Consider the following 13484-nt stretch of genomic DNA (forward strand, 5'->3'; position numbering starts at 1 on the left):
TATATGGAATACTCTTTCGTTGGCTTACAGGAACATTGGATTGAAATCGACGATAAAGACCATAGAAGAGTCTCTTTTAACTGAAGATCACCTGATGTTTGGCCTTTATAGTCGAATCAATCCTTAGGGTTATATGATTTCCTTTGTAATATAGCTAGTATTTGTAGGAAATAATTTTCTATATTTCATAAAATTTATATTTAAAAATTCTATTTCTTACTAAAGAGTAATTTGGATGATTTACTGGTAAACTAATCGAAACAAAAACAGGGTTCCCTGTATTAATTTCTATGAACTTATTTAAATTTATAAAACTCTTGTAGTATCTAAAATAGTAATTTGAATTGTAATTTCCTAAAGTATCTGAGAACCAAATTCTGTTTGTTGATTTATGATACTTTTTAACTGTTATGCAATGTGGTGATTTACTTGATAGCATTATTTCAGAAATTATTGGAACATTTAATGATAAAAAGTAAAATAAATCATTAATTGTTGCATCATAAGTCCATAATGTTTTTAGATTAAACTCATCTCTAGCATGTAATGCTAGTATACCTTTTATAGCTATAGTTTTATTAGCTTTAATATATTTTTTAGTCCAAATCATTTCAGGATATTTTTTAATTAATTTTCTATAGTATATCCACTTCCTATCGTTTATTTTATGGTATGAATCATGTACTAAATTTACTTGAAAATCATGTTTTTTTGTTTTTATGAATAACTTATTAATTTTACTAATTATCTCATAAACAATGACCTTTATCCAATATAAAATCATTTACTTATTCTTTATATGAAGTTTTAAATCTCCAGGTATCTCAAGTTTAATATCTTCTTTTTCATAATTAATGTTTATGTCATAGGTTTTATTTTTTGTTTTATCTTCAATGGAAATATATATATTTTTTTTCTTATCAGGTGATATATTTTTTATACAATTAAGAATTGTCCCTTTTAAAATATCAAAAGTCAAACCAGAGCTAGCACTTTCAATAACAAAAACTAACCCAATAATTATATAATCTTGAATTTCGCCAAAACCAATACTATCCCTAACAAATTCATAATTGATATTATTCTCAGATAACGATTCTATAAGATCCCCATATTGCTCTTTGAAGAGTGATTCTGATGCACATTCTATTTTTACTAACATAATTTAACTCCTGAATGATATTTTTTTCTATTTAGGATAGTAATTCTTTTGTCTAAGTTCCAACTTCTAGTTTTATCTAAATATGACTCTAAGTCATAAAAGTTTGTCCAATAATGCTGATGAAATGATTTATGAGGAGATTGAACCAGATCCCTCATTAAAAAGCATAGATATTGATGAATATCAAACCATTTTGTAATAGTTACGACATCCAATTTTTTTATTTCTTCTGAAGTTTCTCTAACTTCTCTAGTATTATATTTATTTAAAGCATAAATCCATTGTCCATGTGCAATTTTATTTCTTAAAAGCTGTGGTTTTTCTATATAGTCTTTAATAATGGATTTTATTATATTTCTTTTTTTTTCTAAATCAGGATTTTGTGTCCAATCTCCAACTCTAGTCAAAGAAACTTCAAGTAGCTCTTCCCATTTCAGAACAATATTATTTATTGAACTTATTTTTTCTATTTCTGAATAGTAGAGTCCATTTGGAGTATATAAAATCTGTGTAAACTGAGCCTCAGAAAGAGTGCTGAATAATAATGATAGCATTTTTGTCTTAAAGTCTACGGAAAAGTTATCATTTTTTCTAAGTCCAATATTATTATCTTTGATAAAATTCTTTTGAACTTTTTTGAGATATTTTACATTTTTTGTTTGCAATTTATACAATGTTTTTATTTCATCATTATTCATAATATTTTTAGTGGGGGGAAGGGAATCGAACCCTTCTCTCTTTGTAAACAAAGCGCATTAGTCCTATGTATGCTACCCCATGTTAGCCTAAATTGTAATTCGTAAAATACTACTGGTCAATTATTAATATATTTTGGTAAAAAAGTTTATATTATTGTCATCAATTTTAATTATTACTTTTTTTGAAATTTTACCGCCATTGGCGGCATATAACGTCGTTTTAACCTGACGTTGTGTCCCGACGGGTTGGCGCATTCTCTGCATTTTTCTTGCAGAGAATGTGACAAAACAAAGTTCTGGTTCAAAACTTTGTTATCTGAGCACAACTGGTTTCCAGACAATACTAATGAATTGCATTACTGATAATGAGTCCACATTCGAAGTACTTTTACTATTTTTTTATCTTCTAAAACTTGATATACTATTCTATGTTGAATATTAATTCGCCTTGAATATGAACCTGTTAAATCTCCAATTAATTTTTCATAAGGTGGATAATCTATAAAAGGATCCTTTTCCAATTGCGATAATATTTCTTTGGCTTTATTTTTTAGATTTGATGATGCTAACTTTTTAGCATCTTTTTGTGATTGTTTAGTATACAATAATTTATACATTACCAATCCAAATCTACAGATAATTCATCCGTATCTGTATTCATACCTTCAATTATAGATTCTCTCATTCCAGGGATTGATGTGAGTAACAATGTTTCTTGTATACTACGCCAATCTTCTTCTCCAATCAAAATTGCTGAAGAATTTTTCCCAGTAATAAAAACAGGCTCATGAGTTTCATTAACACTTTTAACTATTTTATATAAATCTTTTCTTGCAGTTGTAATATTCATATTACTCATACGTTCCTCCAGTAGTACGTTATTACGTATTAATAGTCTACCATTCTTTTGAGTTGGTTTAAAGATCAAAAATGTTGAAAATATTAAATAAATCAAGATAAGACAATTTTTATGGATAAAGTAGATGTAAATTATCATTGATACAATTTTATTATGAAGAACACTATTTCTTAGGAGAACCGTAGGTTAAAATTCCTCATTGAAACTATTTTATTTTCCAAGACACTATTGCTTAGGAAAACCGTAGGTTAAAATCCCTTATAGAAACTATTTTATTTTAAAAGACACTATTTCTTAGGAGAACCGTAGGTTAAATTCCTCGCTGGAACTATTTTATTTTCCAAGGCACTATTAATTAGGAAAACCGTAGGTTAAATTCTTCATAGAAACCGTTTAAATTTTAAAGAAACAGTTAATTGGGCTAATAAGCACTCTCTGTTTTATGATAATAATATTTTCTTTTCTCTTTTTCGCAATTAATTATTTCTCATATTATACTATAAATTAGAGTAATAATTCATACCAAAAAGAATAAAGCAGTATTTATTTTATATTTTTCTTTATTTTTTTATATTTTTTCTACCGGCTTGCCGGCAGATAACGTCCATTTAACCTGCCGAATTGTGCCCGAAGGGATTGGCGTACTATTTGCATTAGAGCGCAGCGGGCAAATAGTATGACAAAAATACGGACTGGTTCAAATGTTTGTTAAACTGAGCTCCCATTATTCTGTATTATAAATTTATAGATTTCACCCCTATCATCTTTAATTTTTTCATTATAAATAATATTAAAATCTGTCTCTAATTGATTTATTTCTTCGCTAGAAATTCCAATTTGATATTTTGAACTATCAATACCCAGATTATCTTTTATAAAAGTACAACAATATAAAACTCCATCGATTTCCAATAATTTTAAAATTTCTTTCAATTTCGCAATTGTAGGAAAATAGTGAATCATTGTAATAGTATTAAACTTTTCATTTATAATATCAAAAGAATCATATTCTATATTTAATAAGTAGGTTTGAATTTTAATATTTCTTGCTTTAGCTATATTTTTAATTTTATTAAGAGCTATTTCAGAGGTAACCGTCAATTTAGTATGCCCTTAAAAAAATAAATAAAATATTACACCCTTAAGTCCGAGGGATAATATGAAAAGTCGAAAGAGCCACGAAGAGTGGAAATTATTAGTATCAGAGTTCAATAAATCAGGCCAGTCAGTTGCAGCTTTTAGTAGAGAAAATAACCTAAAAGCATCAACTTTTATTTATTGGGTTAAAATGTTCTCTATAAATACTGAAAAATCAAATTTGGTTAAGATAAAACCTAAAACGAGTAATTCTAAGAAAACTCATGATATTAAAATTATTGTTAATGATACAAAGATTGAGATCTGTGGAGTTATAAATTCAGATAAAATTAGTAAAATAATCGCTGTACTAATGGAAGTTAACTGATGTTTTTAGACCTAACTAAAATATCAATCTTCGTTCGCCCTGGATCAACAGATATGAGATCTCAGATTAATGGGTTATCAGTTTTAGCTGAAAGTGAAATGAAATTAGATTCTGGTTCTGGAAGTTTATTTTTGTTTTGTAGCAAAAACAGAAAAAACTTGAAATGTATATACTGGGATAAAAATGGTTTTGCAATGTGGCAAAAGAAACTCGAGAAAGATAAGTTCCCATGGCCACAAACGGCAGATGATGCAGAAGAGATAACTTTAGAACAATTAAAACTTCTATTGTCTGGTATAGATTTTTGGAAAGCCCATAAAGAAATATATTTTAAAGAGATGAATTAAAAGGGTTTTATAATCTTTTATAAAATTGTAGTATTTACTCGATGGGCGGAATAAAAAAACAGGTAATCCCTGAAGAAATATCTACATATATTGAGTCTCTTGAAAACTCAAATAAATCTCTTGAAAATAGGGTTAAAATACTAGAAGAAGAGTTGCGTCTCGAAAGAGTAAAGAGATTTGGAAAATCTAGTGAAAAGGTTACACCTTTACAATCTGAATTATTTGATGAGTTTGAGCAAACCGCCTTGGATATAGAAGAAGAGGATGAACCTGAAGTTATATCTATTCCAGCATATAATAGAAAAAAGAAAGGTCGAAAACCTATAGATCCATCCCTACCTAGAAAACAAATCATTCACGATATATCAGAAGATGATAAACAGTGTGCTTGTGGATGTCAGATGGTTAAAATTGATGAAGTAGTAACAGAAAGGGTACAGATTATTCCTGAAAAGTCTTATGTAGAACAACATATAAGACCAAAATATGCCTGCAGGAATTGTGAAGGTTCAGGAGATGAAGATAAACCAACTTTTAGAGTTGCTCCTGCACCACCATCATTGATTTCAGGAAGTATAGTGACTGGTGGTCTTCTTGCTTACATCCATACAAATAAATTTTGTGATTACCTGCCATTTTATCGGCAAGAGAAAAGATTTGAGAGGTATGGGATTCCGATAAGCAGACAGAATATGTCAAACTGGACTATAAAAGCTTATAGAAAATTAAAAGGTCTTAATGATATTATGAAAGATCACATAAAGACTGGTACATATCTTCAAATGGATGAAACAGTCCTCAAAGTTCATGGGGAAGTTGGTAAATTAGATTCTAGTAACTCTTACATATGGGTCACCTGTGGTGGGCCTAAAGACTCAAGTATAGCTCTCTATGAATATAATAGATCTCGAAGTTCAAAATATATTAAAGATTTTACTGAAGGCTTTTCTGGGTTTTGTCAGTCAGATGGTTTCCCAGGTTACAATGCCGTTTTTAAAAATAGTGACAAAATAACACATGTAACATGTTTAGCACATTGTCGGAGAGAGCTTTACGATGCCTATAAAGCTTCTAAGCAACTAAATAAGTCTAATGTTGTAATTAATAAAATTCAAAAGATATATGTTGTAGAAAAACAACTTAGAGATAAGAACCTCAAACCGGAAGAATTTGTAGCAGAAAGAAAGAAGTTAGCGACACCATTACTTGATAACCTAAAAGACTGGCTTGATAAAAAGGCTATAAATATTAGACCAGAAAGTAAATTGGGGAAAGCTGTAAAATATACATTAGGCCAATGGGATAAAATGATAAATTACCTTGATTGTGCAGAGCTTACTCCAGATAATAACGCTGCGGAGAGAGTGGTAAAACCACTTGTTATGGGTCGTAAAAATTTTTTATTTTCGGGTAGTCCTGAAGGTGCGGATGCATTATGTTTTTTCTACTCTTTAATTGAAACGGCAAAATTAAATGATTTAAATCCATACGCATATTTAAAATGGTTATATGATAAGGCTCCATTATTACCAGAAGGCTCCTCATTAGAAGAATTAGCTCCATGGAAATGTGATCCAATAGAAGTTAATAAAATTATGTTACCTTCTTAGTATCCGTCAAAACTATATGCCATTAAAATATTTTGAAAAGTGATTCATCCTCTATTTGGGAGGATTTATGAAATCGAAATATACTTTAGAAGAAAGAAAACAATTAGTTATAGAACAACAAAAATCAGGTTTAACAATAACAGAGTTTACTAAACAAAAAAATATTAAACAAACAACCTTTCAGAATTGGCTTAGGAGATTAAAAGAAACAGAGTCAGAAAAGTTTGTGAAAGTTAAATTGAAATCAGAGAAACCTTTAGAACCAACGCTGCTAATGATAAATAGTATTAAACTAGAGATTCCCGCCACAGTATCATCTTCAAAGATAGCTCAGATTATTTCTGTGATAAGAGAGATATAATGATACTAGATTTTACAAACCTATCTATATATGTAAGACCTGGAGTAACAGATATGAGAAAACAAATAAATGGCTTATCTGTACTGACAGAAGACGAAATGGGAATGGATTCCGGTTCAGGAAGCCTTTTTCTATTTTGTAGCCGTAACAGAAAAACATTAAAGTGTATTTACTGGGATCGAAATGGATTCTGTATGTGGCAAAAAAAACTAGAAAAAGATAAGTTCCCATGGCCAATGACTGAGGAAGATGCTCAAGAAATAACTTTTGAACAGTTAAAGCTACTTTTAGATGGTATTGATTTTTGGAAAGCCCATAAAGAAATAAAGTTTAAAGAAATGAACTAAAGGGGTTTTATAATTATTATTAAAATTGTAGAATTCTTTTGTAATGACAGATATTAACAAGCAGGAATTACCTGAGGAAGTTTTAAAATATATAGATTCTCTTGAGAATAAGGTTACTCTTTTAGAAGATGAACTTCGCTTATTAAGAAGTAAACATTTCGGCAAATCTAGTGAAAAGATGCCTCTTCAAAAAGAACTCTTTGAGGAGTTTGAAGAAACTCCAATGGAAGAGGAGCCTGATGAAGAGATTATTGTTTCTGAATATAAAAAGAAAAAACCGGGAAGAAAGCCTATCAGTGATGAACTTCCAAGAAAAGATATAATTCATGATATTTCAGAAGAAGATAAAAAATGTGCTTGTGGTCATGAGCTTGTGAAAATAGATGAGGTTGTAACTGAGAGAATTCAGGTTATACCTGAAAAAGTATATGTAGAGAGACATATAAGACCTAAATATGCTTGTAGAAACTGTGAAGGTTCTGGAGATGAAGAGAAACCAGTTTTCAGAATTGCTCCTGCAGCTCCATCATTAATACCCGGTAGTATAATAACAGCAGGACTTCTTGCTTATATCCTGACTAATAAAATTTGTGACTATCTTCCATTTTATAGGCAGGAAAAGAGATTTGAACGGTTTGGAATCCCAATAAGCCGACAAAATATGTCTAGTTGGACTATAAAAGCATATAAAAAGCTTCAAATACTTTATGATATTATGAAAACCCACATAAAAACAGGTAATTATCTCCAGATGGATGAAACCGTTTTAAAAGTTCATGGAGAAGATGGGAAATTAGATTCAAGCAATTCATATATCTGGGTCTCCCGTGGAGGTCCAGTAGGCTCTGAAATTGTTTTATATGAATATAATAGATCGCGTAATGCCAATTATATAAAGGATTTCACACAAGGATTCTCCGGCTTTGTCCAGTCTGATGGATATCCCGGGTACGATAAAATATTTAAAGACAATGATGATATTATTCACGTAGGCTGTTTAGCTCATGCAAGGCGTGCTTTGTACGATGCTTATGTTGCTTCTAAACAGAAAAATAAGTCTAATGTTGTAATAAATAAGATCCAAAAGATATATAACGTAGAAAAAAAACTAAGGGCTAAGAATATGACTCCAGGTGAGTTTATTGCAGACAGAAGAAAGCAGGTTGAACCTCTTTTAGAAGACCTTAAAAAATGGTTGGACAAGAAGGCTGTAAATCTTCGACCAGAAAGTAAGCTCGGAAAAGCTGTGAAATATACTCTTGGACAGTGGGATAAAATCATTAACTATCTAGATTGTGCTGAACTAACTCCAGATAATAATGCTGCGGAGAGAGTCGTAAAACCTATGGTTATGGGTAGACGTAACTTCTTATTTTCTGGAAGTCCTGAAGGAGCAGAATCTCTATGTTTTTTCTACTCTATAATTGAAACTGCTAAACTTAATGGGTTAAATCCATACGCGTATTTAAAGTGGCTTTTTGAAAATGTAGTTTTACTTTCAGAAGGTGAATCGATGGAACACCTCACCCCTTGGAATTGTGATATGGTAGAAGTTAATAAGATTATGCTTTAACTGCCCAAGAAAATGACGGATACTAAAGAAAGAAGAAACATATTCATATATTGAACAGAGGGTCCGAGATGTGTCTTCTGGGGCTAATTTATTCTCAAAAGGATCAATGAATTTAATACACGATGCTTCTAATGGTGTTATGAGGGTTATTAATAATATGGCTAGGAATGCTTTATTTAAAGCTCATCTATCAAATTCACCAATAGTAGAAAAAGAGCATGTTCAGGCTGTTCTAAGTCGCTAAACTTAGACATTAATTTTAAAGCGGGATTTCCCGCTTTATTTTTTGCTTAAATTATTTCAGAAATGACAAATGATATATGATTACGGGAAATTAGAGTATTTAAAGCTATTATTTGTAACAGATTAGTTCGGGAATTTATGCTATTTTAAATCGGGAATCAACATCATCAATCCATATAATTAGTTTTTTATCTTTAGTTTCTATTTCTTCTAATTTAGCCATAAAATAACAAAAAGAAATTAGACTGCTTTCCCCTTCACTTAAATTATATGCAACATGATCACCTCTTTTAATAACAAATCTATAATTTCCTTCACCTTCTTCATGTTCAAGTTTTAAACTATTGTGACCAAAATAATTATTTAAATATTTATTTACTTGATCTGCACCTTTTTTCTCATCTTTTGTTTGAGATTTTAACTCTTCAATCCTTCCAAGCTTTTCATTAATTTCTTGTTCGACTAATTCATATTTTTCATACAGCTCTTCATATTCTTTTTTAATTTTTCTATATAATCTTTTTCATTTTTGTAGTTTATAGAAGTGATGAAGTTATTAACTTCATTTTTTCTAAGAAGTTTACTAGCTAAATCTTGCTTTTGTGATAATGAATCTGATAAAGAATTACTTTCTGTAAATAATAAGTTAATTGATTTCTTTAACTCTGTAATTTCTTGAGTAAGATTTTTAAAAGGAAGTAATTTTGTTTCTTTAAAAGTATTAACTACTCTAGATTCTAGCTGAGATACAACTTGATTTAATTCTTGATTGTAATTTTCTATATTTTTATTTAATTGATTGTAGAGTTTTAAATACTGATCATGATATGAGCTGTATAAGAGATTAATATCAATAAGTTCATATTTTTCTAGTTTTAAATTTTCTATAATTTTTATTTGTTTTTCTAGTTCATTAATTAATAATTCTGATTCTTTACTGAAATGTGAATCTAATTTTTCCCATAAATCTGAAGGCAAATCTTGACCACAAAATGCACATGAAGTTCTTTTCTTTTTATGGTGATCAATACCATCTTTGACCCATTTTTGTAATAGCGTATCGTTTAGTAAATCTTGTATCGCTTTTGTTGGGGTTATTTTCTTGCAGAGTAATTCTTTACATTCTTTAATATTATTACTTATATCAGTATCCGAAATATTTAATAATAGTATATCTTTCTTTATGTTTTCTTTTAATAATTTCTTTTTCTCGTCTATTTCATCATCAGTTAATTTGATGTAGCTAGAATTTAATAATTCTTCTATATCATCTTTAATATTTCTTATTTGGTATGTTACCTTATTATATATCTTAGCATTTTCTTTTATTTCTTTTGCTTTTTGTTTTAAATTTGCTTCTAATTTAGATTCGTTTTGATTATATAACTTTTTTTTCTCAATATAAGCTTCATATTTAATATTTTTCTCTTCGTATAATCCTGAAGCAGGTTCTATTGTTCCTAGTTTTTTATTTAAAGATTCTATTTCTTTTTCAATTTCTTGATTTGTATCTCCTACTATAGCAAATGGTGAAATAGCTCCTTCTTCATCTATTAAGCATCTAAGATTTCTATTCACAAAATCTGAATTATATACTCTAAAATGATATTCATGATCCTCTATGTTATTTTGATTAAAGCTATTTCCATCACTAAATGTTAATTGAAACTCAGAATTCAAGTATTTTGGATGAACTTCTTTTTCTTCAAAGGAATTAAACACTCGAGATAATGTAGTTTTACCAGAATAGTTTCTTCCATAAAAAATATTTAACTTTTCGAAGTTAACTTTATTATTACCCTTATCTCTGACATGATCGTCCCAAACGAAGTTATTGTATATAGCAAAGTTTTTAATATAATCAATTTTACTTATCATTTTTATTCCTGTTTAAAATATTTTATTATGCTTTCAACTTTCTGTATACTAATAAATAATTAATTATCGTATTGAAGTATGTTTAACGCCCATTTAACCTGCCGATTCGTCACGGAGTGTTGGCGTGATTTTTGAATGGAGGGACGATTAGTCCTGGAATGGCTGAAAGCAAAAATCATGACAAAGAATCGGACTGGTTCAAATGTTTGTTATGTAGCGCCCCCAGTTTTGAAATAAGGGGTCTATAAACCCTATTTCAGAAGATTCCTGACGGAGTAAAACTTTGTTGAAGCCGTTAGGCTGAACCCTGCCTGACCGGATCATATCATGTAATTATTAAAATAACCAAAGGTAAAAGTTTTGATTTACAGTCCCCTATTTTTCCTTTTTTTATTTTTTTAATATGTTTTAAAATCTCAAATTTTTACCAGTTAGAATCTGATTATACCCCAATTTAACATTGAGTCGCAAAAGTGCCTACATAACGTCCATTTAACCTGCCGATTCGTCACGGAGTGTTGGCGTGATTTTTGAATGGAGGGACGATTAGTCCTGGAATGGCTGAAAGCAAAAATCATGACAAAGAATCGGACTGGTTCAAATGTTTGTTATGTAGCGCCCCCAGTTTTGAAATAAGGGGTCTATAAACTCTATTTCAGAAGATTTCTGACGAAGTAAAACTTTGTTGAAGCCGTTAGGCTGAACCCTGGCTGACCGGATCATATCATGTAATTATTAAAATAACCAAAGGTAAAAGTTTAGACTTACAGTCCCCTCTTTTTCCTTTTTTTATTTTTTTAATATGTTTTAAAATCTCAATTTTTTACCAGTTAGAATCTGATTATACCCCAATTTAACATTGAGTCGCAAAAGTGCCTACATAACGCCCATTTAACCTGCCGATTCGTCACGGAGTGTTGGCGTGATTTTTGAATGGAGGGACGATTAGTCCTGGAATGGCTGAAAGCAAAAATCATGACAAAGAATCGGACTGGTTCAAATGTTTGTTATGTAGCGCCCCCAGTTTTGAAATAAGGGGTCTATAAACCCTATTTCAGAAGATTCCTGACGGAGTAAAACTTTGTTGAAGCCGTTAGGCTGAACCCTGCCTGACCGGATCATATCATGTAATTATTAAAATAACCAAAGGTAAAAGTTTTGATTTACAGTCCCCTATTTTTCCTTTTTTTATTTTTTTAATATGTTTTAAAATCTCAAATTTTTACCAGTTAGAATCTGATTATACCCCAATTTAACATTGAGTCGCAAAAGTGCCTACATAACGCCCATTTAACCTGCCGATTCGTCACGGAGTGTTGGCGTGATTTTTGAATGGAGGGACGATTAGTCCTGGAATGGCTGAAAGCAAAAATCATGACAAAGAATCGGACTGGTTCAAATGTTTGTTATGTAGCGCCCCCAGTTCTAAAATAAGGGGTCTATAAACCCTATTTCAGAAGATTTCTGACGAAGTAAAACTTTGTTGAAGCCGTTAGGCTGAACCCTGCCTGACCGGATCATATCATGTAATTATTAAAATAACCAAAGGTAAAAGTGTAGACTTACAGTCCCCTATTTTTCCTTTTTTTATTTTTTTAATATGTTTTAAATCTCAATTTTTTACCAGTTAGAATCTGATTATACCCCAATTTAACATTGAGTCGCAAAAGTGCCTACATAACGCCCATTTAACCTGCCGATTCGTCACGGAGTGTTGGCGTGATTTTTGAATGGAGGGACGATTAGTCCTGGAATGGCTGAAAGCAAAAATCATGACAAAGAATCGGACTGGTTCAAATGTTTGTTATGTAGCGCCCCCAGTTCTAAAATAAGGGGTCTATAAACCCTATTTCAGAAGATTTCTGACGAAGTAAAACTTTGTTGAAGCCGTTAGGCTGAACCCTGCCTGACCGGATCATATCATGTAATTATTAAAATAACCAAAGGTAAAAGTTTAGACTTACAGTCCCCTATTTTTCCTTTTTTTGTTTTTTTAATATGTTTTAAAATCTCAATTTTTTACCAGTTAGAATCTGATTATACCCCAATTTAACATTGAGTCGCAAAAGTGCCTACATAACGTCCATTTAACCTGCCGATTCGTCACGGAGTGTTGGCGTGATTTTTGAATGGAGGGACGATTAGTCCTGGAATGGCTGAAAGCAAAAATCATGACAAAGAATCGGACTGGTTCAAATGTTTGTTATGTAGCGCCCCCAGTTTTGAAATAAGGGGTCTATAAACCCTATTTCAGAAGATTTCTGACGAAGTAAAACTTTGTTGAAGCCGTTAGGCTGAACCCTGCCTGACCGGATCATATCATGTAATTATTAAAATAACCAAAGGTAAAAGTTTAGACTTACAGTCCCCTCTTTTTCCTTTTTTTATTTTTTTAATATGTTTTAAAATCTCAATTTTTTACCAGTTAGAATCTGATTATACCCCAATTTAACATTGAGTCGCAAAAGTGCCTACATAACGTCCATTTAACTTGTTTTACGGCCGGAACGAAGTGAAGGTGTTGGCGGCTTTCTTGCTTTTTCTGCAAGAAAGATGAAAACAGTAAAATCCAGTTCAAATGTTTGTTATCTGTCGAACAGACAGCTTTTTAATATTTTTTAAGTTATTTATATATTTCTCTTAAGCTAATTATGCCTGATGAATAAAACTTTCTATCGGAATTGAGTCCTTTACAATTCCCTTTAGTAGATGCTTTTCTTTTTTCTTGTATAAACTTTCAAGTTTTATTTCCACTATTTATAGAATCAACTATTTCGTGTTGTTTATATTTTGACAATAGCAAAATATAGTCTCACTTTTTATATTTCCTTTTTGGGTTGTAAATTTAAACTGGGCTACACTTTTTATATTATAAATACTGCAGGTTAAATTCTAATATCCAACTTCTACAATTTTATCACATATTGCCACAGGGTTACCG

General features: G+C 30.6%; 15 protein-coding genes. 7 read left to right on the top strand and 8 right to left on the bottom strand.

Features of this window, described 5'->3' with window-relative positions; genetic code table 11:
- Positions 1 to 178: 178 nt before the first annotated feature.
- The 6 genes from EW093_RS16660 to EW093_RS16685 all read right to left on the bottom strand — a co-directional run bounded on the left by EW093_RS16660 (position 179) and on the right by EW093_RS16685 (position 3820).
- A complete protein-coding gene (locus EW093_RS16660) occupies positions 179 to 784 on the bottom strand; it encodes a hypothetical protein (protein WP_149569483.1) in 606 nt (201 codons plus the stop codon).
- A complete protein-coding gene (locus tag EW093_RS16665; protein WP_149569484.1) occupies positions 785 to 1162 on the bottom strand; it encodes a hypothetical protein in 378 nt (125 codons plus the stop codon).
- Positions 1156 to 1860 (bottom strand): hypothetical protein, encoded by a 705-nt coding sequence (locus tag EW093_RS16670; protein ID WP_149569485.1) that lies wholly within the window; start codon positions 1858 to 1860, stop codon positions 1156 to 1158. The genes EW093_RS16665 and EW093_RS16670 overlap by 7 nt, the downstream gene beginning before the upstream one ends.
- Positions 1861 to 2216: 356 nt before the next feature.
- Complete coding sequence (locus EW093_RS16675; protein WP_149569486.1) at positions 2217 to 2477, bottom strand: Txe/YoeB family addiction module toxin; 261 nt, start codon at positions 2475 to 2477, stop codon at positions 2217 to 2219.
- Positions 2477 to 2719 (bottom strand): type II toxin-antitoxin system Phd/YefM family antitoxin, encoded by a 243-nt coding sequence (locus EW093_RS16680; RefSeq protein WP_149569487.1) that lies wholly within the window; start codon positions 2717 to 2719, stop codon positions 2477 to 2479. The genes EW093_RS16675 and EW093_RS16680 overlap by 1 nt, the downstream gene beginning before the upstream one ends.
- A gap of 708 nt (positions 2720 to 3427) precedes the next feature.
- The gene (locus tag EW093_RS16685) at positions 3428 to 3820 is read right to left on the bottom strand and encodes a hypothetical protein (RefSeq protein WP_149569488.1); all 393 of its coding nucleotides are present in this window, start codon (positions 3818 to 3820) and stop codon (positions 3428 to 3430) included.
- Positions 3821 to 3878: 58 nt separating this feature from the next.
- Between EW093_RS16685 and tnpA (EW093_RS16690) the strand changes: the two genes are divergently transcribed.
- From tnpA (EW093_RS16690) to EW093_RS17400, 7 genes are all read left to right on the top strand, one after another.
- Positions 3879 to 4184 carry an IS66 family insertion sequence element accessory protein TnpA gene (gene tnpA, locus EW093_RS16690; protein ID WP_149566821.1) on the top strand — a complete coding sequence of 102 codons (306 nt, stop codon included), beginning with the start codon at positions 3879 to 3881 and terminating at the stop codon, positions 4182 to 4184.
- Positions 4184 to 4531 (top strand): IS66 family insertion sequence element accessory protein TnpB, encoded by a 348-nt coding sequence (gene tnpB / locus EW093_RS16695; RefSeq protein ID WP_149566822.1) that lies wholly within the window; start codon positions 4184 to 4186, stop codon positions 4529 to 4531. The genes tnpA (EW093_RS16690) and tnpB (EW093_RS16695) overlap by 1 nt, the downstream gene beginning before the upstream one ends.
- Before the next feature lie 41 nt (positions 4532 to 4572).
- Positions 4573 to 6141 carry an IS66 family transposase gene (gene tnpC, locus EW093_RS16700; RefSeq protein WP_149566823.1) on the top strand — a complete coding sequence of 523 codons (1569 nt, stop codon included), beginning with the start codon at positions 4573 to 4575 and terminating at the stop codon, positions 6139 to 6141.
- Between the two features lie 67 nt (positions 6142 to 6208).
- Positions 6209 to 6502, top strand: coding sequence for an IS66 family insertion sequence element accessory protein TnpA (tnpA, locus tag EW093_RS16705; RefSeq protein ID WP_149567402.1), 294 nt, complete (start codon positions 6209 to 6211; stop codon positions 6500 to 6502).
- Positions 6502 to 6849, top strand: coding sequence for an IS66 family insertion sequence element accessory protein TnpB (gene tnpB / locus EW093_RS16710; protein ID WP_149567401.1), 348 nt, complete (start codon positions 6502 to 6504; stop codon positions 6847 to 6849). Before tnpA (EW093_RS16705) ends, tnpB (EW093_RS16710) begins: the two co-directional genes overlap by 1 nt.
- 43 nt (positions 6850 to 6892) lie before the next feature.
- The gene (gene tnpC, locus EW093_RS16715; RefSeq protein ID WP_149567400.1) at positions 6893 to 8422 is read left to right on the top strand and encodes an IS66 family transposase; all 1530 of its coding nucleotides are present in this window, start codon (positions 6893 to 6895) and stop codon (positions 8420 to 8422) included.
- Between the two features lie 106 nt (positions 8423 to 8528).
- Positions 8529 to 8666 (top strand): hypothetical protein, encoded by a 138-nt coding sequence (locus EW093_RS17400; RefSeq protein WP_187759756.1) that lies wholly within the window; start codon positions 8529 to 8531, stop codon positions 8664 to 8666.
- Positions 8667 to 8801: 135 nt separating this feature from the next.
- On the opposite strand, the gene EW093_RS18165 is transcribed toward EW093_RS17400, so the two are convergent.
- Both EW093_RS18165 and EW093_RS16725 read right to left on the bottom strand, forming a co-directional pair.
- A complete protein-coding gene (locus tag EW093_RS18165) occupies positions 8802 to 9170 on the bottom strand; it encodes an AAA family ATPase (RefSeq protein WP_149569642.1) in 369 nt (122 codons plus the stop codon).
- The gene (locus tag EW093_RS16725) at positions 9128 to 10543 is read right to left on the bottom strand and encodes an AAA family ATPase (RefSeq protein ID WP_149569489.1); all 1416 of its coding nucleotides are present in this window, start codon (positions 10541 to 10543) and stop codon (positions 9128 to 9130) included. Before EW093_RS16725 ends, EW093_RS18165 begins: the two co-directional genes overlap by 43 nt.
- Positions 10544 to 13484 lie beyond the last annotated feature (2941 nt).

This window comes from Thiospirochaeta perfilievii, from assembly GCF_008329945.1.
Lineage (GTDB): Bacteria > Spirochaetota > Spirochaetia > DSM-2461 > DSM-2461 > Thiospirochaeta > Thiospirochaeta perfilievii.